Genomic DNA, 20,924 nt, shown 5'->3' on the forward strand with positions numbered 1-20,924 from the left:
GCAGATAGGCGCGGACGGGACGCGGCCCTTTACGCCAGAAGCTGGAGAAATAGGGCACAGTTTGTTTTCTTAATCCACCAACGCCCGGTGTACTCTTCCAAGGTTAGGCTTCCCTAAATCGCCGAAGACACCTCTGGACCACACCTATGAGCACCCAACTTGACCTTCAACGCCTGTCGATTGCGGCGAACCTCGCGAACTACGGGGACAGGACTGCCGTTGCCGCCAGCAACGGTGTTTTAACGTATCGGGAACTGGCCGGCCGTGTTGAGGAGCTGGGCCGGCGACTCGGTACCGAACGACGCCTGGTGGCCCTGACGGCCGGTAACGATGTTGACTCGCTGGTGGGGTACCTGGCGGCCATGGCGGCCGGTCATCCGCTGATCCTCCTGCCCGCGGACAAGCCTGCCGCCCTGGAGTCCCTCGTGGCGGCCTATGATCCGGACGTTATCCTGAGTTCCGCGAACGGCCGGACTGTACTGGAGGAGCGGCGGCCTGGCACCGGACACACCCTGCACCCGGACCTGGCCCTTCTGTTGAGCACCTCAGGTTCCACGGGATCACCCAAGCTTGTGCGGCTGTCCTATGAAAACCTCCAGGCAAATGCAGAGTCCATCGCGGAATACCTCGGCATCACGGAGTACGACCGGGCAATGACCACGCTGCCCATGTCCTACTGCTACGGGCTGTCGGTGATCAACAGCCACCTGCTGCGTGGTGCCAGCCTGGTCCTGACGGATCTGTCCGTGGTGGACCCCTGCTTCTGGGATCTGTTCCGCCGCGAGGGCGCCACATCGTTCGCAGCCGTTCCCTACACCTTCGAGTTGCTCGAGCGGGTGGGGTTCGCCGCGATGAAGCTGCCCACGCTCAGGTATGTGACCCAGGCTGGCGGCAGGCTCGGCCCTGACCTGGTCCGGCGCTACGCCGGCCTGGGCGCAAGGAGCGGCTGGGATCTCTTTGTGATGTACGGCCAGACGGAGGCCACCGCACGCATGGCCTACCTCCCGCCCCGGCTGGCAGGTACGTCGCCGGGTGCCATCGGAGTCCCTGTCCCCGGCGGCGCCTTCCGGATAGACCCGGTCGCTGGACTGGAACATGGGGAGCTGGTCTATTCCGGGCCCAACGTGATGCTGGGTTACGCCCAGACGCCGGCGGACCTCGGCCTCGGGCGGACGGTGGATGAACTCCGCACCGGAGACTTGGCGCGCAAGAACGCTGACGGACTGTACGAGGTAGTGGGACGGCGCAGCCGGTTCGTCAAGATCGTCGGCCTCCGCGTCGACCTTGGGCAGGTGGAACGGATCCTTGCCGACCTTGGTATTCAGGCCGCGAGCGCCGGCACGGACCAGGGACTCGTGGTCGCCGTCGAAGGTGAACACGACCCCGCGCTGCTCGGCAAGCTCCTCGCCCAAGGCATAGGCCTGCCCCGCGCTGCCCTGGAAGTACACTCGGTGCCGGAGCTCCCTCGCCTGGCGTCCGGCAAGCTGGACTACCCGGCCGTCCTGGCGCTCGCCAAACCCACACGTCAACACGCGCCGTCCAGCACGAACTCCGGAGCTACGCCGCAGGACAGCGTGGTGAAGATTTTTGAAGACACGCTGGAGCTGACGGACATTTCCGACGGCGACACTTTCGTTTCGCTCGGCGGGGACTCCCTTTCGTATGTGGCAGCGTCCGTGCGGCTTGAGCAGGCGTTGGGACATTTGCCCCCGGACTGGCACATCACCCCGGTGGGAGTACTCGGAGCCCGCCTTGAGCAGCCGCGGCCGCGGAAGCGCCGCCTCTTCGCCCGGCTTGAAACCAGCATCGTGCTGCGGGCGGTCTCCATTTTCCTGATTGTCAGCACCCACATTGGATTCCTGCACTGGCAGGGTGCGGCCCACGTGCTCATGGCTGTGGCGGGGTTCAACTTCGCCCGGTTCCAGCTGTCCGGGGAACGTATGCCGCGGCTGCGGAAGCAAGTGGCCAGCCTGGCCAGGGTCATCGTCCCCAGCATGGCCTTCATCGGCTTCGCGTACCTGATCACCGACAGATACAGCCTGGCGAACATCGTCCTCCTCAACGCCATTATCGGACCCGAAGAGGTGACCACCCGGTCGCATTTCTGGTTCATCGAGGTGCTCGTCTACGTGTTGGTCAGCATGACGGTTCTGCTCGCCCTGCCCTGGGTAAGCCGGGCCGAAAAACGCTTCCCTTTCCTCTTCCCGCTGGTGCTGCTCGCCGCCGGGCTGCTCACCCGCTATGAGCATTTTGAGCCGGGAATTCCGCACACACCGCCCATATTCTGGCTATTCGCGCTGGGATGGGCGGTTGCCCGGGCCCGCCATATCCTGCAGCGAGGCGCCGTGAGTGTCCTTGCCGCTTTGACCATCCCGGGGTTCTTCGACAACCCCGCCCGTGAACTGACTGTCCTGGCCGGGATACTCCTGCTCCTGTGGCTGCCCAGCATTCCCGTCCCGGCCGGGCTCCGGCGCCTCACCGTTCTGCTGGCCAGCGCGTCCCTGCACATCTACCTGGTGCATTGGCTGGTCTACCCGCTGCTGGTTGAGCTCAGCCCCGCGCTCGCCGTCGTCGCCTCACTGGCCGCAGGATCGGCGTACTGGGCACTCTGCAGCGTGGCGCCAACGGTCATCGGCCGCGCCAAGAGCCGGATCCTGTCCGCTCGGTGAGCCCGGTAACCGCTCCCGCCCAGTTGCTCTCCAAAGACCACGGCAAAACCCGGGACACGCCGGGCTGTTGCGTGTCGCGAACGAAGGAATCGGGGAGGAACGTCCGACGGCGGCAGGCGCCACCGCAGCCCACCTCGGTTGGCTGCCCCTCCCGGCCGCTGGGTTCCACAGTCTTTCCCCGCGTCCCTGTTCAACGATCCGAACGACGGGGGAGTTCGCGGGGCTGGGCGTTGCGCGGTGTCGGTTCCGTTGCATGTGCTTGTAGCTGCTTTGGTATTTCGTGGGCCGGGACGGGCGTGGACCAGAGGTATCCCTGGGCGTGGCGGACACCGAGCCTGCGTAGTTGGTTCAACTGCGTCGGTGTTTCGACGCCTTCGGCGATGACGCTGAGGTTCAAGACGCGGGCCATGCCGAGGATGAGTTGGATGATGGAGGCGCTGCTGGGATCTTTATAGCCGAGTTCTGATACAAAGGACCTGTCGATTTTCAGTGTGTCGGCGGATAGCCACCGGAGCTGGCTCAGGGATGAGTAGCCGGTGCCGAAATCGTCGATGGCCAGGCCGACGCCGCAGGCATGCAGGCCTTGGACGATGGCGGTGGGCAGTTCGCGCTGATCCATGAGTACGGATTCGGTGATTTCCAGGGTGACGGCGTCCGGGCTGATGCCGGTGGTGCAGAGAGCGTCCCGGACGGTGTCCACGAAACGCAGGTCCTGGAGTTGGCGCACGGAGACGTTGACGAAGATCGTGAGATCCTTGGCGCCGGGCAGGGTGTTGCGCCAATGTTGGGTCTGTTGGAGGGCCTGGTTGAGGACCCAGCTACCAATGGGAACGATCAGGCCGCTGTCTTCGGCGAGGCTGATGAAGCTTGCGGGCTGGAGCAGGCCGAGTGTGGGGTGTTCCCAGCGCAGGAAGGCTTCGAGACCAACCGGCCTCCCGGTTTTGACGTCGATCACGGGTTGATAGTGGAGACTGAGCTCATTCCGGCCCAGGGCGAGGCGGAGGTCGGATTCGAGGTTGAGTCGGGCGGTGGCGGCGGGCTGGGTGTGGGAGTCGCGGGTCGCTATGCGGTCGCCGCCGGCCTTCTTGGCTTGGTACATGGCCAGGTCGGCTGCGTCGAGGATGGTCTCCGCTGTGTCTCCCGGGCTGGCAGGGGCAATGCCGATGCTGATGTTCAGGAAAATCTGGCGGTCGTCGAGCGTGAATGCCTCTTTGACAGCGGTGCGGAGCCGTTCGGCCACGGCAGTAGCCTCCGTGGCGTGCAGATTTTTGCAGATCACGATGAATTCGTCGCCGCCGAACCGGCCAACGGTGTCGCCGGGCCGGATGGCGGGACGGAGCCTGGCCGCGAGTTGACTGAGGATGGCGTCTCCGGCGGCGTGGCCGACGGCGTCATTGACGGTCTTAAACCGGTCAACGTCCAGGAAGAACACCACAACACTGGATGCTTTGCGGCCCAGGAGGTCATGGAGGATGGTCTTGATCAGGATCCTGTTGGGCAGCCCAGTCAACGCGTCATGGGATGCCTGATGTGTCAGGACCGCTTCGGCCAGCTTACGGGCGGTGATGTCTAAGGCGGTGATGAGTACCCTGGTCCGGATGCCGGTGCCGGTGACCCTGACGCTGGCCAGAATCCAGCGCACGTCACCGGTTGGTTGGATGAGGCGGAGCTCGCGGTCAAGATGCCGGGAGCCGGCCCGGTCCAGGGAATTCCAGTCGGACCTGACACCGTCCCGGTCCTGGGGATGGATTTTTTCCAGAAGCATGGATATGGAGACTTTCTCGCCCGTGGTGAGGTCCAGAAGACGGCCAAATTCCTCCGAATGCCACCACCGGCCCGAGGAGAAATCGTATTCGGCGCTTCCCACATGGGCCATCTCCTGGGCTTCGATGAGCCGTTCGCGTTCCTTGCCGGCCTCGTCCTGCAGCTGCGACACCGCTGTGACGTCCCGTGCGATGGTGGAGCTTCCGATCAGTACTCCGTCGGCGTCGAACCGGGGTGAGTGCGTGAGTGAAACCTCGGCGACGCGGCCGTCGTTGCGCCGCCAGCGGGTCCGGACCTCGCTGGAGCCTTTTCCGGCCAGGAGATGTTCCAGGGCCCCCCGATGCAGAATGGGTCCGTTCGTGGTGGTCAGCAGGTCATAGTTCCGGCCGATTGCTTCGTCAGCGCTGAAGCCGAACATTTCGGTGGCACCGGCATTCCACGCAGTGATTGTTCCGTTCAGGTCACCGCTGATGCGGGCCTCGGGGACGGCCGGCGTATGAGGAATCATCGGTACCTCTTTCATCGGCCGGATCTTGCAGATCTGGATTTTGGTCACGGGAAATTCACGGGGAAGAGCAGGATGATTCGCTTGACGCGTCTGTCGACATTGACGCTGGACTGGAAGGAGGAACCAGCGACTTGCTGGTTTCCCGCTTCCGGCCTGCTGGCCGGCTCATCGCGTGAGAGCAATTAGAAATCCGTGCTGTAGCCCCCACCATGAACGGATATCACCAACGGCGTGGTGTATGGCGTCACTTTGTGCCTCTTTCGGTTGAAAGTCAATTGATGCAGTCACGGTTCAGGTTTACCGGAATTGAGCTCACTGCCATCCGCGGCCATTGCGGAGGTGCGGGTAAGGGGCTAGGTTCCCCCCTACCTCACGACGGTCGACACGCACGATCGCAATCGACGCGCATCCGATCTGACGCGCACGAAATATGGGCCGCGTCAGGGAAGATGCGCGTCGACAAGGGATATGCGCGTCGCCAGCCGGTGAGAGAGCGTTGCCGAAAAAGCCGCATTAAGTGAGAGAGCGTCGTGGCCCGCGCCTTGACGCCTTCCGCACTCCACGCATATCCTGAACGAACGGTCGGTAAATAAATCGAACCAATCCAGGCAGGTGCATAGGAGCAACCATGGAAGCCAACGCCCAGCGCGACGCGGACAGCCAGGCCAGGGACAGCCAGGCCAAGGACCGCCAGGACGCGGACGGTCAGGCCAACTTCGACCGGGTCATCAAAGAGGACTCCCGCATTGAACCAAAAGACTGGATGCCGGACGCCTACCGCAAGACCCTCCTGCGCCAGATCTCCCAGCACGCCCACTCGGAGATCATCGGGATGCAGCCGGAAGCCAACTGGATCTCAAGGGCCCCGAGCCTGAAGCGCAAGGCCATCCTCATGGCCAAGGTCCAGGACGAGGCCGGCCACGGGCTCTACCTGTACTCCGCCGCCGAGACGCTTGGCCAAAGCAGGGACAAGATGACGGCCGATCTCATCGCCGGCAAGGCCCGCTACTCCAGCATCTTCAACTACCCGGCCCTGACCTGGGCGGACATGGGTGCCATCGGCTGGCTGGTGGACGGCGCCGCCATCTGCAACCAGGTGCCGCTGTGCCGCGCCTCCTACGGCCCCTACGGCCGCGCCATGGTGCGCGTCTGCAAGGAAGAGAGCTTCCACCAGCGCCAGGGCTTCGAGATCCTGCTGGAACTCGCCCACGGCACCCCGGAGCAGAAGCAGATGGCCCAGGACGCCGTGAACCGCTGGTACGCCCCGGCGCTGATGATGTTCGGCCCGCCGGACGACGATTCGCCCAACTCCCGCCAGTCCATGGCCTGGAACATCAAGCGCTTCAGCAACGACGAACTCCGCAGCCGCTTCGTGGGAATGATGGTGGAGCAGGTCCGCGTGCTGGGCCTCACCCTCCCGGACAGCGAGATCCGCTTCAACGAGGACACCAAAAAGTGGGAGCACGGCCCGCTGGACTGGAATGAGTTCCACGAAGTCCTCGCCGGCCGCGGCCCCTGCAACGCCCAGCGGCTTGAGCGCCGGAGGGAAGCGCACGACGACGGCGCCTGGGTCCGCGAAGCAGCCGCGGCGTATGCAGCAAAACAGTCACTGAAGACAAAGGAATACGCAGCATGATCCCCACCGACTCCCCAACCTCGCAAGCTCGGCCAGGGACCCCTGTCGGCGTGGCCCCAGAGCCGGCCACCGACCGCAACGCCTGGGGCCTCTGGGAGGTCTTCGTCAGGTCAAGCCGCGGGCTGTCGCACGTCCATGCCGGATCACTGCACGCGCCGGATGCCGCCATGGCCCTGCGCAACGCCCGCGACCTCTACACGCGCCGCAACGAGGGTGTGTCCATCTGGGTGGTGCCGGCCGACGCCATCGCCGCCAGCGACCCGGACGCCAAGGGCTCGTTCTTCGAGTCCCCGCAGGGCAAGGACTACCGGCACGCCACGTACTACACCAAGAGCGAAGGGGTGAAGCACCTGTGAACTCTGCACCCATCCCCACCGGCTCCCACAGCTCGCAAGCTCGCGGCGGGGCCCTCGCCGGCGTGGGCCCAGAATCCGCCACCCGCATCACCCCCGGCAACGCCCTGCGCCCGGAGGACATCGCCCTCGAGGTCCGCACCGGCCTGGCCAGGCCCACCGAGGACGTGGCCGAGTACGCGCTGCGCCTCGGGGACGACGGCCTGATCCTCGCGCAGCGGCTGGGCCACTGGATTTCCCGCGGTCCCGAGCTGGAGGAGGACGTGGCCCTGGGCAACATCGCCCTGGACCAGCTGGGCCACGCAAGAAGCTTCCTCACCTACGCGGGCGGCGCCTGGGACAAGACCGAGGACGAGTTGGCGTACTTCCGGCGCGAGCCCGAGTTCCGGTCGGCCGCGATCTTTGAGCAGCCCAACGGCGACTTCGCGGCCACCATCGCCCGCCAGTTCATCGTGAGCTACTACCAGTTCGAGCTCTACCGCCGCCTCACGCAATCCACGGACACCACACTCGCCGCCATCGCCGCCAAGGCCGTGAAGGAAGTGGACTACCACCGGGACCACAGCGCCCAGTGGATCCTCCGCCTGGCCGGCGGCACGGACGAATCCCGCACCAGGATGATCCAGGGCCTGAAGCAGATGTGGCCCTACGTTGCCGAGCTCTTCCAGGACGACGAGCTGACCGCCCGCCTGGCCGAAACCGGCGCCGCCGTCGAGCCTTCCAGCTTGAAAGCGGACTTTGACCGCCTCACCGGGGAGATCCTCGCGGAAGCCGAGCTTGAGGTGCCGGTCGTGCCGGCTGCCCCGGGCGGCGGTCGGCATGGCCGGCACTCCGAGCACCTGGGCTACATCCTCGCGGAGATGCAGGTCCTGGCGCGCGAGTACCCCGGAGCAAGCTGGTGACCGCCGTGGCCGTCGAGCAACTGACAGAGCAGCAGAAGGCCTGGGACATCGCCGCCACGGTCTGCGATCCCGAGATCCCCGTGCTCACAATCGAGGACCTGGGGATCCTCCGCGACGTGCAGGTGACAGGGGAACAAAGCGTAAGGGTCACCATCACGCCCACGTACTCGGGCTGCCCGGCCATGGACGCCATCCGCGACGACCTGAAAACAGCCTTCGCCAAGGAAGGCTACAAACAGACAGAGGTGGACCTGGTGCTCGCCCCGGCCTGGACCACGGACTGGATGACCGAGGCCGGGAAGGCGAAGCTGCGGGAGTACGGCATCGCGCCGCCGTCGGGCATGGCAGCAGCCGCCCGCCACAGCGGCCCCATCAGGCTCAAAATGGCCGTGAAATGCCCGCAGTGCTCCAGCCTGAACACCAAGGAGCTCACCCGGTTCGGCTCCACGTCCTGCAAGGCGCTGTACGTCTGCAAGGACTGCCTGGAACCGTTCGACTACTTCAAAGTCCTGTAAGGAACCCCATGCCTGTTGTGCGCCAGACCGCCGCCGAATCGGCGCTAGCCAGCGGCCGCCGTCGTCCGTCCTTCCACACCCTCACCGTCACCGAAGTAAGAAGGCTGACCGAGGACGCCATCGAGGTGACCTTCGATGTACCCAAACAGCTCGCCGGCCAGTTCGACTACCTGCCCGGCCAGTACGTGGCCCTGCGCACCACGCTGCCGGATGAGACCGGCGAGCCGCACGAGATCCGCCGCAGCTACTCCATCTGCGCGGAGCCGCGCACGTTCCCGGACGGCAGCAGCGAGATCCGGGTGGCCGTGAAGCAGGACCTGGGTGGGCTGTTCTCCACGTGGGCCAACGCGGAGCTGAAGGCGGGGGACACCCTGGACGTCATGAGCCCCATGGGCGCGTTTGTGTCCAAGCACGGCAGGGACGGCAAGGCCGTGGAGCAGAACGTCATGAACTCCATGAACCACCCGGAGGAGCTCGCGGGGGAGGCCGCCTCCCAGGGCGCCGGCACCTTTGTGGCCATCGCGGCGGGGAGCGGCATCACCCCGGTGATCGCGATCGCCCGCACGCTGCTGGCGGCCAACCCGGAGACGCGCTTTGACCTGATCTACGCCAACAAGGCCGCCATGGACGTGATGTTCCTGGAGGAGCTGGCGGACCTGAAGGACAGGTACCCGCAGCGGCTGGCCATCCACCACGTGCTGTCCCGCGAGCAGCGGATCGCGCCGCTGCTCAGCGGACGGATTGACGCCGGGAAGCTCCAGCAGCTGCTGGGCACCGCCATCCACGCGGACGATGTGGACGAGTGGTTCCTGTGCGGGCCGTTCGAGCTGGTGCAGCTGTGCCGGGACACCCTGGCCGAGCGGGGGGTGAAGCCGGAGCACGTGCGGTTCGAGCTGTTTACGTCGGGCAAGCCGGACCGCCCGGAGGGCCACGCGGGCCGTCCCGTGGTGGTGGACGAATCCCAGGAGACGTACAAGATCACGTTCAAGCTCGACGGCCTGCAGGGCGAGGTGGCCAGCCCCACACACGCCCGCGAGTCGATCCTGAACGCCGCGCTGCGGGTCCGCGCGGATGTGCCGTTCGCGTGCGCCGGGGGAGTGTGCGGCACGTGCCGCGCCAAACTGGTCACCGGCACCGTGACCATGGACGAAAACTACGCGCTGGAGCAGGATGAACTGGACAAGGGGTACGTCCTGACCTGCCAGAGCCACCCCACGAGCAAAGAAGTAACAGTCGACTTCGACGTTTAAGGAACCCATGATCTCCCTCTCCATCGCCAACAACGTCGCCGAAGTGGTCCTGGACGCGCCGTACAAGCTGAACTCGCTCGATGAGCAGGCGCTCGCCGATTTAACACAGGCGTACGACGACGCCGCTGCCGCCGCCTCACGCGGTGAGGTGCGGGCGCTGCTGCTCAGGGGAGAGGGCCGCGCCTTCTGCGCGGGCCGGGATATTTCGGGCGTGGCGCCGGAGACGGACGACGCCGAGGCGTACCTGGGCGGGCTGGTGCAGCCGCTGCTGAAGAAGATGAGCGCGTTCCCGGCTCCGACGTTCGCGGCCGCCCATGGGGCGTGCCTTGGTGTGGGGCTGGGCCTGCTGCTGGCCACGGACGTGGTGTACGTGGCGGAGAACGCCAAGTTCGGGTCGCCGTTTGCCAAGCTGGGCGCCACGCTGGATTCAGGCGGGCACTGGTATTTCACGGAGCGGCTGGGCATGCACCGGACGCTGGACCTGATCTACACGGCCGAGCTCATATCAGGAACGGAGGCGGTGGCGCGAGGGATGTTCAGCAGGGCCATGCCCGCCGATGAATTGTTGGCCAACGCCAAGGAAATTGTGACAAGGGTTGCCGCCGGAGCAACGGGGGCCTTCACAGCGAGCAAGGAGCTGGTGGCGCACATCCGCGACCAGCGGCTGGGCCTCTGGGACGCCATGTCCGAGGAAAACGCCGAGCAGGCACGGCTCTGCAAGAGCGCAGACTATGCCGAAGGCTTCCGGGCGTTCCAGGAGAAGCGGGCGCCAGTCTTCGAAGGCCGGTGATCGCGCCCGCCCAAGCCGGTGATTGAGCCTGTCGAAATCAATTGCGTGTTTTGGCAATCGATTTGTAAGGTTCACCTATGACTATGGGGAAATCTATTACTAAAGCCGTCATTCCTGCTGCCGGCTTGGGTACTCGCTTCCTGCCCGCCACCAAGGCAATGCCGAAGGAAATGCTGCCGGTGGTTGACCGCCCGGCTATCCAGTACGTCGTTGAGGAGGCCGTCAAAGCCGGCCTCGACGAAATTCTGATGATCACGGGGCGCAGCAAGCGCGCCCTTGAGGACCACTTCGACCGTGAACCCGGCTTGGAGCGCGCGCTGGAGCTGAAGGGCGATCAGGGTCGCCTGGACCTGGTCCACGAGGCCTCTGATCTTGGTCCTATCCACTACGTCCGCCAAGGCGAAGCCAAGGGCCTGGGCCACGCGGTGCTGTGCGCCAGCCAGCACGTAGGCAACGAACCATTCGCCGTCCTCCTGGGTGACGACCTCATCGACGAGGCCGAAACTCTCCTCTCCACCATGATGGAGGTGCAGCAGAAGACTGGCGGTTCGGTTATCGCGCTCATCGAGGTGGATCCCTCGGAGATCGGTGCATACGGCTGCGCGGACATCACGGCCATTGAAGGCGAGGACTACGTCCGCGTCAACAAACTGGTCGAGAAGCCGGCCATCGCCGAAGCGCCGTCCAACCTGGCCGTCATCGGCAGGTACGTGCTACACCCGTCGGTGTTCGGCGTCCTCGAGAAAACGGAGCCGGGCCGCGGCGGAGAGATCCAGCTGACGGACGCGCTCCAGACGCTTGCCGCTGGCGAGGGTGAAGGCTCGGGCGTGTACGGCGTGGTGTTCAAGGGTCGCCGCTACGATACCGGCGATAAGCTGAGCTATCTGAAGGCAGTCATCACGCTGGCTTCCGAGCGCGTGGAGTTCGGTGAGGACTTGAAGACCTGGCTGAAGGCCTTCATCGGCTAACTCCTGCTGCTCCTGTGACGCTCTACGGGCCTGCCGCTGACCAGCCACGGGTCTGTAGCCGTTTAAGGGCGGCAGCGACCAGGAGCGCGCCAATTACGGCACCTCCGTTGTTTGTGACAAGATCCAGCGCGCTCGCGAATCGATTGTGAAGAAACAGCAGCTGGCCCAATTCGATGCAGCCGGAGATGATCAATCCCAAATTTCCGATCTGCCACGACGCTTTTTGCGGATACGCAAGGACCGCCACCGCACCCAACGGAATGAAGAGCGCTAGACGGGCGGATGCTTCGACGAACTCGCGATTGAACCATGCACAAATTCCGTGGGCGTGGAGGAATCTCAGGACGTTTTTGCCAGCTGACCCTGCACGAGTTGATCGACCAGGCTAGGCCAGAATGCCACCAGTCCAAGTGTCACAAGCATGGCCACAAAGACTGTGCGCCAGAACCTAAGGATGTTCAAGCCTCTCAAGCAGGCCTCACATGGATTTAAGTAATGCCAGCGCCGCCGCTCCCAGCGCGACTACAGCTAGCACTCCCAGGAGTATGTAGGGGATTGCCTGTGTGCGGGGGAGGGGAATGGAGAAGTCAACCTGCCACGGTATTCTGCGCCAATGTCTTCCCATAGGTCCAATCAATACCACAGGGCTGCCGTCTGCGTCTGTCCATTCCGTGGTTGAGCCTGTCGATCCTTAAACGCAAAGGGTGGGTGCTTCTCCGGATTTCCGAAGAAGCACCCACCCTGAGTGCGCTTAAAGGCTATGCGTTAGCAGTTGCCTTGTTGCGGCGAGCAAGAATAACGCCAGCAGCGCCCAGGCCGAGTACTCCTACGCCAGCTGCGCCCCAGAGGAGCAGGCTGGCATCAGCACCGGTGTTGGCCAGAGGGGCGCCGCCACCGTTGGTGTTAGCCAGTCCGCTGGCGAAGGCGGGGTCGACCACTACCGTGACGGGGCCAACAGTGTTGCCCGTCGCGTTACCCGTGGCAGTGATTAGGTAGGTTCCGGCCTCTCGAATGGTGATCGGCACGGAGAAGTTTCCTTCTGCGTCTGCCTGTGCCGCAAGTGTCTGCGCCTCGATGACCACGTTGATCCTGGAGCTTACTGACCGGTTTCCGACGGCGGCGCCGCCTGCTGCGGGCGGGTTGCCCGGGGTTACCTGGATGGTGAGTGTTTCACCAGCGAAGGGGCCTTTTCCACGGAAGACGAATTGTTCGCCTGGGCCTACGGTGCCGTCAGAAACGGCGGCCTGCGGCGGGATGGGCGGGTAGTTGGCCGCGATAGCCGGCGCTGTACCGACCAAGGCGAGTGATCCTGCAAGAGCGAGTGTTGCGAGCGTTTTCTTCATTGGTGTCCCCCCGGAGACGTTTAAGTTTTTGATGTACCCGAATTGAGGATTTTCCCCTCTGCAAGAGACCTGTGCAGAAATATCGAGCCTTGAACCCTCATAGAACTTACCACCCGCAGCGGATTGTGAGCAACGTCAATCCAGTCGGTTTACCAACTGTTAAGGTATGCGCGAGTTTCTAGCGACAGTTAGCATATTCTGTGGGAAGCATCACATCTTTGACTTCCTGCACGGTTGGCGTGACAGACAGGGTCGGATCTTTATGTTGGACCACCTTGACGAAGCTCATTTCAACTTCGCTAGACTGACCCGGCGCCAGCCGGGTGGTGACAATGCCAACTGGGCGATCGCCATGTAGATGGGATCCAAAGCCAACCTTTTGCCCGTCCGCTGTAGCGGTATCTACGTGCGACATGGCAGGGCCGTAGACGACGACGTTGGTTTGAACTGAGCCCGGAGGGGTGCCATACCTGCCGTCCCCAGTCACCGAAACAGGTAGAGAACTCGCCGCGTCAGCTGGAGCCGTGTTGGTAGTGCTAATTCGAACCTTGTACTCAGCATAATCATTGTTTGTACAAACCTCGATCAGCTGCACAGATCGTCGCACATAGTAGTCCATTTTGGCCCCTGTGCCGTCATTGAAATAGACTCCGAAGGCTGCGCCTCCAACACTGGGGCCCGATGTGGCGCCTCCCATGTCAATATCGCCAAGAATCTGCTGCTCGTCATTATGGTCACTCCATACACGAATTCTGTTCTCTTCAAAACTCTGCGTTACTGCTTTCAACAACGCAGGTCCTGCCGCTTTGCCTGAAACCAACACTTTGAATATCTCTTGCGAAACGGCGGAAAAGTACACATCCTGAGCCTGGTTACTATCGATAGTCCGGTACGCGTCTGAAAGTAGCGTTCGCACTACGTTTTGCGAGGTGAGCGAAGCTGGCAATCCCGGGTGGAACGGCACAGGCACTGAAATTGGTCCTGAGGCTTCAAGGATGTGGCCCAATACTCCAGCATCGATGGACACAACGCCATCTATAGACTCACCAAACCGAGCTTCCCACATTGCTTTGGCAGTACGGGCAGCTGTTGGGAAGTCAGGTGTGAGATTGACGTCGCTAATGAAGGTACCAAGGCGGGCAGAATATATTAGGGTCTGGTCAGGATCCACAGGCACTGGTGGGGTAAATCGGCCGATCGATGAACCGCTTTCCTGTCGAACGAACTCGATGGACCCGTTGTCCACACGGATTAGTGCTAGGGAACCAGGCAACCCGCCAGTGGCACGGACCTCTGCGCTGTTCTGGACGAGGACGAGATAACTTCTTACCTCATCCGAACCCATCATGGCTGGCAACATCCTTGATACGTTTGAGGCAGTTCGTAAAGCCCCACGAAATTCACCAAGTTTATCCATGGCCTCTGTGAGGGGCACGGCCACCTGCACAACCAATCTGGATTTGTCGATGGACTGTAATCGAGAATATGTCAGCTCCAGGGTATTTGAGGCTGAGACAATGGCCGGCGCAGATCTGCTGAGGGGACTTATGTCGATACTTCCCCCGGCCGGGGACAGATTTTCCCAATCCAGAGAACTGACTATCTTCGCTATTGGCATGGCAGTACCTGAAGCGACCTCGTCGGCAGCCACGGCTACTTCGCGAACAGCGGATAGGTTTGGTCCGAGTATCGGCACCACACTGGCAAGCTTCCACAGGGGATCCTCGACCGCATCTCGGGCGCGCGCCGTGTGACTGGAGATTCGGTCTATCGTCGCCGCGGCTGCCGCAGTATCTTTCGACGCAATGTCGCTCTTGAAGTCTGCGATCAAGGCTGTAGCAGCGTTCAACTCGGCGTTAACCTGGTTAGCTCTAAAGGCAATCCAGCCGGCAAGACCGGCAGATAACAATATCGCGATTCCAAGAACGCTCGCAACGCGAGACAGCACTCGTTGGAGCTGGCGGTTTGGGTGATGCTTTGGCCGTCTTGAGCCGCCCCTTTTAGTTGCCGGGGCGCCGTCTTCGGAAGTCCGAACATCATCGCTCAATCGCCGGGGACCGGGGACGTTAGTTGTCACCTCGGCCCCTATTGCGGACCTCGCGCAACCGTGATGTGCTCCGAGGCTCTCCATTCAGTAGCTGCTCAAAAGTTGAGTCAGGAAGTCCCGGCTCCGAACGGTTCACACTCTTGGGGCGGCGCGGTGTAGATGTCGTGTGACCGTCGTTGCTGTAGTAGCTGTATGCGTAGGCATCCGGACCCTTCGTTGGCAACCGATTCAACACAACGCCCAGGAGATCGGCGTCGACCATGGCTAATGCGGAAAGCGACTTTTCCACATCAGTGGTATGAACTTTTTGCGATCCGATTACTAGAACAACGCCGCCAACCTGTTGGGCCAGAACTGCTGCATCCGTGACGGGTAGCAGCGGTGGCGCATCAATAATTACGGCGTCGAAAGCAGCCTCAAGACGAAGTATCAACTGTTTCATCGCCTCGGATCCTAAGAGTTCACTAGGATTTGGAGGTATCTGGCCTGCGCTTAATACGTACATGTTGTCATCACCCCAGGGCTGGAGCACGTCATCAAGATCCGCTCTGCCAACAAGCGCCGTTGTGAGTCCAGCGCTGCGCTCAAGACCTAGATAATCTGCGACCATCGGGCGCCTCAAGTCCGCATCCACCAGTGCTACTGACTGGCCGGCCTGAGCGAGTGCAATGGCGAGATTGGTCGCTGTCGTGCTCTTACCCTCACCAGGGAGCGACGAAGTAACTAGGACGGTTTTAGAGCGGTGGCTTACATGCGCGAACTGAAGATTGGTTCGAAGCTGGCGGAACGACTCAGCGCGCGGAGACTGCGGGGCGGACTGAGTTAGAAGGGGGTTTTTTGTTGCCTCCGGATCGAAACTAATTCCACCGAGAATAGGCGCTTCGGTTATGCGGCGGAGGTCTGCCTCGCCACGAACACGTGTGTCCAATACTGAGCGGAGCACTGCGACGGCGATGCCAACTGTGACGCCGACGAGAAGTCCGAGTACCAAATTTAGACGTACATTGGGTGACGAGGGAGTGCTCGCTGCAATGGCAGGCGTGACGATGGACAGCTTGACTGGAGAAACATCGCCTCGCGACGGGCGCTCCAAGTCATCGACGACGTTCACTAGGCTGTCGGCCACCGCCTGAGCTATAGCGGCTGCTTGAACCGGGGATGGGTTTACGACGGAGATGCTAATCAGAACAGTCTTAACGTCCGAGGTCGCCGTGATGCTTCCCGATAAGACCTCGGGAGTGGTGTCCAAACCCAGGGCGTCGACGACAGGTTGAAGCACGGCCGGAGTGCTCACAGTCTCGACATATGACTGAACTCGAGCCTGCGTGAAAATGTTTCCTTGCTGCAACTCCGCCACGGAGCCAGAATTTTGAAGAGCTACAAACAACTTCGTCTCTGAGGTATAACTCGGCCTTATGAGCAGTGAGGCTGCCCCGGCGCCGAGCGTGCCAATAAGTGCGCACGCCAAAACGGTAATCCAGCTCCGGCGTAGAATGCGCAGATAGTCCTTTAGCTCCAAAATCGAGCCCCTTTCAGATGGGGTTTCACGCGGCCAAGTTTCACCAAGCCTACCTTCTTGGATGAGTCACAAACGTCGATGCCAAACCACCCAGGTTTTCAGGTCACGCCACACGGTTGCCAACGAAATTGCTGCATGTCATCGACATAGTTTGGCGTCGATGTGGTGGAAGCGCACCTCGACCCCTCTGTGTGCGCATCGATTGTGTGCGCGACGATCCGTACAGAAGTTTCAGCGGTCCGTGCGTCTGGATGCGACAAATCAGGACGCGATGCGTGTTGCGGCCGCAATGTTAACTCAAACAAGTGTCAGCTACAAACTTTGAATCTGTCGCATCCCTGGCGACAGTCTAACGACCGGCTCACCTCCGTTGAGGTGCTTTAATAGCGAGGGACACAGCTCTGGTACGCGGCCCAAAAGGGTATCTGCCCTGGTGTCTACGTTTAATCGACTGAGGCTTCAGCGTGCAGGCTTCCGCTAAAGCGCTCGTGAGTCACTAGTGTGGGGGAACTCTGTGGGAACTTTGAAGGAAGCTGCGCGCAGTACGTCGTCGGCGGGTTTCGCGGAACGATGGGCATATCGGATTCTTCAGTACGCGGTCGATGCCGAGGCATGGGTTATCTCCATCGCATTCGCCGTCCTATTTCGGTTTGACTTTGTAGCGGGACAAGTGAATTGGCTCTCCGTCGGCATCCTTGTGCTCTTGGCGATACTGCTCCAAGCAGTGTGTGGATGGCTATGGTCGCTATATCGAGGTCGTCACCAGTATGGTGCCTTCCACGAAGCTCAGACTCTTCTTCTAACCGTCGTCACAGTTGCCAGCATTCTCTTCGTGGTCAATGTATTGTTCATCAGCCAGCCGGGGCTTCCGCGCAGCACCACACTTGTGGCCTTACCTGTGGCGTTCGTCTTGATGGGCGGAACTAGACATCTCCAGCGAGTCGTACGGGAACGGAACACCCGACCTCGGGAGTCTGCTCAGCGCACACTCGTATACGGCGCGGGGCAGACAGGGGCCTACCTTGTCCGACGTATGTTGACTGATCCAACGTCTCCGTATGTGCCCGTGGGCCTGATTGACGATGATCCACACAAAGGCCATCTGAGACTGTCAAATGTTCCAGTAATAGGCTCCAGACGCGACTTGAAGAAGGCTGCCGCCGATACAAATGCTGTGGCCCTGGTCCTTTGCATCGCCCGGGCTGACGCGGACTTCATTCGTAAGCTTTCTGACGAGGCGGACGAAGCTGGCTTACGAATGATGGTTCTTCCTTTGCTGTCGGAACTATTGCAAACCGGAATGAAGCTTGGTGATTTACGTGATGTAGCCATCGAAGACATAATTGGTCGCCACCCCGTTAACACAGAAATTGAATCGGTCGCAGGGTATATCAAGGGTAAGCGCGTACTTGTCACGGGCGCGGGGGGCTCAATCGGTGCGGAGTTGTGCCGACAAATTTCGTCCTTTTCACCCAAAGAAGTGATCATGTTGGATCGCGACGAGTCGGCCCTCCATGGCGTGCAAATGACCATATTGGGGCACGGCCTCTTGGACAGCAGTGACGTGGTCCTCGCAGACATTCGCGATGCTGAGGCTATCTCCAAAATATTCAATGACCGCAAGCCGGAGGTGGTATTTCACGCTGCCGCGCTCAAACACCTTCCGATGCTCGAGCAATATCCAGACGAGGGTTGGAAGACCAACGTTATTGGAACGCTGAATGTGCTAGCGGCGGCCAGAAGCGTGGGGGTCGAGACCTTCGTGAATATCTCGACCGATAAGGCTGCAAACCCGACGAGTGTGCTTGGCCATTCGAAAAGAGTGGCAGAACGACTCACTGCGTGGTATGCGAGTGAAACGAAGAGTGCTTATCTGTCGGTGCGGTTCGGAAATGTAATCGGGAGTCGCGGTTCAATGCTTCCAACATTCATTGCGCAGATTGAGGCGGGAGGTCCCGTTACGGTCACGGATCCGGAAGTCACCAGATTCTTCATGACAATTCCAGAAGCCTGCCAACTGGTTATCCAGGCGGGAGCCATCGGTCGGCCGGGCGAAGCATTGATCTTGGACATGGGAAGCCCGGTAAGGATACTCGATGTCGCACAACGAATGGTTGCGATGTCGGAGCGTCCTATCGAGATCGTTTTCACTGGTCTCAGAGAAGGAGAAAAACTTCATGAGGAACTTCTCGGCATATCTGAGATCGATCTACGACCATTCCATCCTCAAATAACGCACACAACTGTACCTCCGCTGGAACCAGGAGACTTGGACCCATCTCAATGGCAGCATCCAACTATCCGCTCGGTTGAAGCACCGAAGGCCTACTTCACCTCACCTCTAGGATCGCAGAATGACTAATCGCATCTATATGTCCTCTCCTGACGTCTCCGATGTAGAGGAAAAATACATTCTTGAGGCCCTAAAGTCGGGGTGGATCGCACCCCTTGGACCGGACGTTAATTCGTTCGAAAACGAAATGGCTGATCGGATTGGGCGGGAACATGCCGTCGCGCTTAACTCCGGGACAGCAGCACTTCATTTGGCTCTACTCGCTCACGGCGTCGGACCTGGTGACGTAGTTCTGACATCGACGATGACCTTTGCCGCAACGGCAAATGCTATCAAGTACACAGGCGCTGAACCTTACTTTGTCGACTGTTTGCCCGAGACCGGAAACATGGATCCGACCTTGCTTCGTGAGACACTGACGGCACTGCACCTGGCCGGCGAAAGGGTAGCTGCCATAGTTCCCGTCGACCTGCTGGGAAAATGCGTGGATTACGTCACTATAGGGCAGCTGGCCAGCGAGTTTGGTGTTCCGCTGGTCGCAGACGCCGCCGAATCGCTTGGCGCTTTCCACGAGGGCCTTCCGGCAGGGTCATGGGGTGACACGGCCATTTTCTCTTTCAACGGAAACAAAATAATGACGACGTCGGGCGGTGGCATGCTGTTAACCGACAACGAGGAGATAGCCGACCACGTCCGGTACCTGGCGACGCAGGCACGGCAACCCGTGGTCCACTATGAACACACAGACATCGGATATAACTATCGTCTCAGTAACCTCCTAGCGGCCCTGGGACGGGCGCAGCTGTCGAGGCTGGATGAAATGATTGCGCGACGCGCGGGGCACAGGGCCTTCTACATCGAACTCTTTTCCGAAATCGAGGGTGTGGAAATCTTCGGTGCCTCAACGCATGCGGATGATAACTTCTGGCTGACTTCGGTCCTCGTCGATCCAGAAATTGCTGGGTTCGATGCAAAGGCGCTGAGTATGGCACTTGAGGCGGCCAACATTGAAAGTCGTCCCCTTTGGAAACCAATGCATCTACAGCCTGTCTTTAGATCCTCCCGGGCCACAGTTAATGGGTCTTCGCAGCGCCTCTTCGAAAGAGGACTGACACTGCCAAGTGGGTCGGTTCTGTCTGACCAGCAAATGGCCGTTGTCGGAACCACAATCAAACGATTTGTAGAAAACGCTTAATGGAACGAATTGCACTTGGTTACTAAAGCATCCATTGGCGACTTGTGCAGTCTTGTGAATTAGGGTAAATGGAATTTTCAATTCGAGCAGCGGAAGTAGAGTAGAGCATGCCGGTAACGAAGAATGAATACGCTGGGAAGAAGATCCTGATTACAGGTGGAACTGGCTCCTTTGGCCACACGGTGGCCGCCAAGCTGTTGGAAAGCGACGTCGAGCAGATTAGAATTTTCAGTCGCGATGAGGCTAAACAGGATGACATGCGCCATGAAATGGGCGACCCTCGCCTGAAATTCTACGTCGGCGATGTCCGTGACTACGACAGTGTGGCAAAGGCCAGCCGCGACGTTGACTTCGTATTCCACGCCGCGGCACTCAAACAAGTCCCGTCCTGCGAGTTCTTCCCGATGGAAGCGGTGCGAACCAACGTAGTTGGTAGTGAGAACGTTGTTCGGGCGGCAGACTTCAACGGGGTCAAGTCTGTGGTTTGTCTTAGCACGGACAAGGCTGTTTATCCAGTGAATGCCATGGGTATGAGTAAGGCTCTTATGGAAAAGGTTGCGCAATCACACGGCCTCAATAATCCTTCTGCAGAGACCGTCGTATCATGTGTTCGTTACGGGAATGTCATGTATTCACGAGGATCGGTAATTCCACTATTTATACAGCAAATCAAGCGTGGGAAAAACATAACCGTAACCGATCCGGCTATGTCACGCTTCCTGATGTCCCTTGACGATTCCGTAGATTTGGTAGATTTTGCATTTCACAATGCAAATCAGGGAGACCTATTCGTTCGTAAGGCGCCAGCCTCCACGATCGGAGATTTGGCCGAAGCTGTTTGCAACTTATTTGAAGTGACTCCGAAGATTGAAGTCATCGGCACGCGTCATGCGGAGAAGCCCTCTGAGGCGCTTGCGAGCAGGGAAGAACTTACGCGGGCTGAGGACATGAACGAGTACTTCAGGATTAAGGCGGACAACCGGGACCTAAATTACAAGTTGTACTTTAGCGAGGGTGTCCGAGACCAAGCGGAGTACACCGACTATGACTCCCACACCACGAACCAATTGTCAGTTCCGGAGATTGAAGGATTGCTCCTCACCCTTCCTGGAGTCCGTTTCGAACTGGCTGCTGCTGGAATAACGTCCCGCTTGGAGCCAGCCGTATGACTC

The 20,924-nt window shown here is 60.6% G+C and carries 16 protein-coding genes; 11 read left to right on the forward strand and 5 right to left on the reverse strand.

The annotated features are described in order from the left end of the window. Nucleotides 1-146 precede the first annotated feature (146 nt). Nucleotides 147-2,669: an AMP-binding protein gene (locus tag NFC73_RS16025; protein ID WP_254751751.1), complete on the forward strand. Its 2,523-nt coding sequence runs from the start codon at nucleotides 147-149 to the stop codon at nucleotides 2,667-2,669. A 190-nt stretch (nucleotides 2,670-2,859) separates the two neighbouring features. Here the strand turns inward: NFC73_RS16025 and NFC73_RS16030 are convergent, their stop codons facing one another. Beyond that, on the reverse strand, nucleotides 2,860-4,941 hold the full coding sequence (locus NFC73_RS16030; RefSeq protein ID WP_254751753.1) for a sensor domain-containing protein: 2,082 nt from the start codon (nucleotides 4,939-4,941) through the stop codon (nucleotides 2,860-2,862). Nucleotides 4,942-5,569: 628 nt separating this feature from the next. Here NFC73_RS16030 and paaA point away from each other — a divergent pair. From paaA to galU, 7 genes are all read left to right on the forward strand, one after another. Continuing rightward, nucleotides 5,570-6,577 (forward strand): 1,2-phenylacetyl-CoA epoxidase subunit PaaA, encoded by a 1,008-nt coding sequence (gene paaA / locus NFC73_RS16035; protein WP_254751755.1) that lies wholly within the window; start codon nucleotides 5,570-5,572, stop codon nucleotides 6,575-6,577. Next, complete coding sequence (gene paaB / locus NFC73_RS16040) at nucleotides 6,574-6,933, forward strand: 1,2-phenylacetyl-CoA epoxidase subunit PaaB (RefSeq protein WP_254751757.1); 360 nt, start codon at nucleotides 6,574-6,576, stop codon at nucleotides 6,931-6,933. The genes paaA and paaB overlap by 4 nt, the downstream gene beginning before the upstream one ends. An 11-nt stretch (nucleotides 6,934-6,944) precedes the next feature. Beyond that, nucleotides 6,945-7,832, forward strand: coding sequence for a 1,2-phenylacetyl-CoA epoxidase subunit PaaC (paaC, locus tag NFC73_RS16045; RefSeq protein ID WP_372494680.1), 888 nt, complete (start codon nucleotides 6,945-6,947; stop codon nucleotides 7,830-7,832). Next, the gene (paaD, locus tag NFC73_RS16050; protein ID WP_254751759.1) at nucleotides 7,829-8,347 is read left to right on the forward strand and encodes a 1,2-phenylacetyl-CoA epoxidase subunit PaaD; all 519 of its coding nucleotides are present in this window, start codon (nucleotides 7,829-7,831) and stop codon (nucleotides 8,345-8,347) included. The genes paaC and paaD overlap by 4 nt, the downstream gene beginning before the upstream one ends. Nucleotides 8,348-8,355: 8 nt before the next feature. Then, a complete protein-coding gene (gene paaE, locus NFC73_RS16055) occupies nucleotides 8,356-9,597 on the forward strand; it encodes a 1,2-phenylacetyl-CoA epoxidase subunit PaaE (RefSeq protein ID WP_254751761.1) in 1,242 nt (413 codons plus the stop codon). Nucleotides 9,598-9,604: 7 nt separating this feature from the next. After that, the gene (locus NFC73_RS16060; protein WP_254751763.1) at nucleotides 9,605-10,387 is read left to right on the forward strand and encodes an enoyl-CoA hydratase/isomerase family protein; all 783 of its coding nucleotides are present in this window, start codon (nucleotides 9,605-9,607) and stop codon (nucleotides 10,385-10,387) included. A gap of 77 nt (nucleotides 10,388-10,464) precedes the next feature. Continuing rightward, a complete protein-coding gene (galU, locus tag NFC73_RS16065; protein ID WP_254751765.1) occupies nucleotides 10,465-11,355 on the forward strand; it encodes a UTP--glucose-1-phosphate uridylyltransferase GalU in 891 nt (296 codons plus the stop codon). A 22-nt stretch (nucleotides 11,356-11,377) separates the two neighbouring features. On the opposite strand, the gene NFC73_RS16070 is transcribed toward galU, so the two are convergent. The 4 genes from NFC73_RS16070 to NFC73_RS16085 all read right to left on the reverse strand — a co-directional run bounded on the left by NFC73_RS16070 (nucleotide 11,378) and on the right by NFC73_RS16085 (nucleotide 16,264). Further along, the gene (locus tag NFC73_RS16070) at nucleotides 11,378-11,602 is read right to left on the reverse strand and encodes a VanZ family protein (RefSeq protein ID WP_254751767.1); all 225 of its coding nucleotides are present in this window, start codon (nucleotides 11,600-11,602) and stop codon (nucleotides 11,378-11,380) included. 511 nt (nucleotides 11,603-12,113) lie between these two features. Next, entirely contained in the window at nucleotides 12,114-12,698 is a 585-nt protein-coding gene (locus NFC73_RS16075) for an LPXTG cell wall anchor domain-containing protein (RefSeq protein WP_254751769.1), read from the reverse strand. Between the two features lie 178 nt (nucleotides 12,699-12,876). Then, a complete protein-coding gene (locus tag NFC73_RS16080) occupies nucleotides 12,877-14,646 on the reverse strand; it encodes a DUF4012 domain-containing protein (RefSeq protein ID WP_254751771.1) in 1,770 nt (589 codons plus the stop codon). A 118-nt stretch (nucleotides 14,647-14,764) separates the two neighbouring features. Then, complete coding sequence (locus NFC73_RS16085; RefSeq protein WP_254751773.1) at nucleotides 14,765-16,264, reverse strand: tyrosine-protein kinase domain-containing protein; 1,500 nt, start codon at nucleotides 16,262-16,264, stop codon at nucleotides 14,765-14,767. Between the two features lie 724 nt (nucleotides 16,265-16,988). On the opposite strand from NFC73_RS16085, the gene NFC73_RS16090 reads away from it, so the two are divergent. The 3 genes from NFC73_RS16090 (at nucleotide 16,989) to NFC73_RS16100 (ending at nucleotide 20,921) form a co-directional block, all read left to right on the forward strand. Continuing rightward, nucleotides 16,989-18,626 (forward strand): polysaccharide biosynthesis protein, encoded by a 1,638-nt coding sequence (locus NFC73_RS16090; protein WP_308292691.1) that lies wholly within the window; start codon nucleotides 16,989-16,991, stop codon nucleotides 18,624-18,626. Next, complete coding sequence (locus NFC73_RS16095; RefSeq protein WP_254751775.1) at nucleotides 18,619-19,752, forward strand: DegT/DnrJ/EryC1/StrS family aminotransferase; 1,134 nt, start codon at nucleotides 18,619-18,621, stop codon at nucleotides 19,750-19,752. Before NFC73_RS16090 ends, NFC73_RS16095 begins: the two co-directional genes overlap by 8 nt. A 107-nt stretch (nucleotides 19,753-19,859) precedes the next feature. Next, the gene (locus NFC73_RS16100) at nucleotides 19,860-20,921 is read left to right on the forward strand and encodes a polysaccharide biosynthesis protein (RefSeq protein ID WP_254751777.1); all 1,062 of its coding nucleotides are present in this window, start codon (nucleotides 19,860-19,862) and stop codon (nucleotides 20,919-20,921) included. The last annotated feature ends 3 nt before the right edge of the window (nucleotides 20,922-20,924 follow it).

This window comes from Pseudarthrobacter humi (assembly GCF_024294965.1).
In the GTDB taxonomy this organism is placed as follows: domain Bacteria; phylum Actinomycetota; class Actinomycetes; order Actinomycetales; family Micrococcaceae; genus Arthrobacter; species Arthrobacter humi.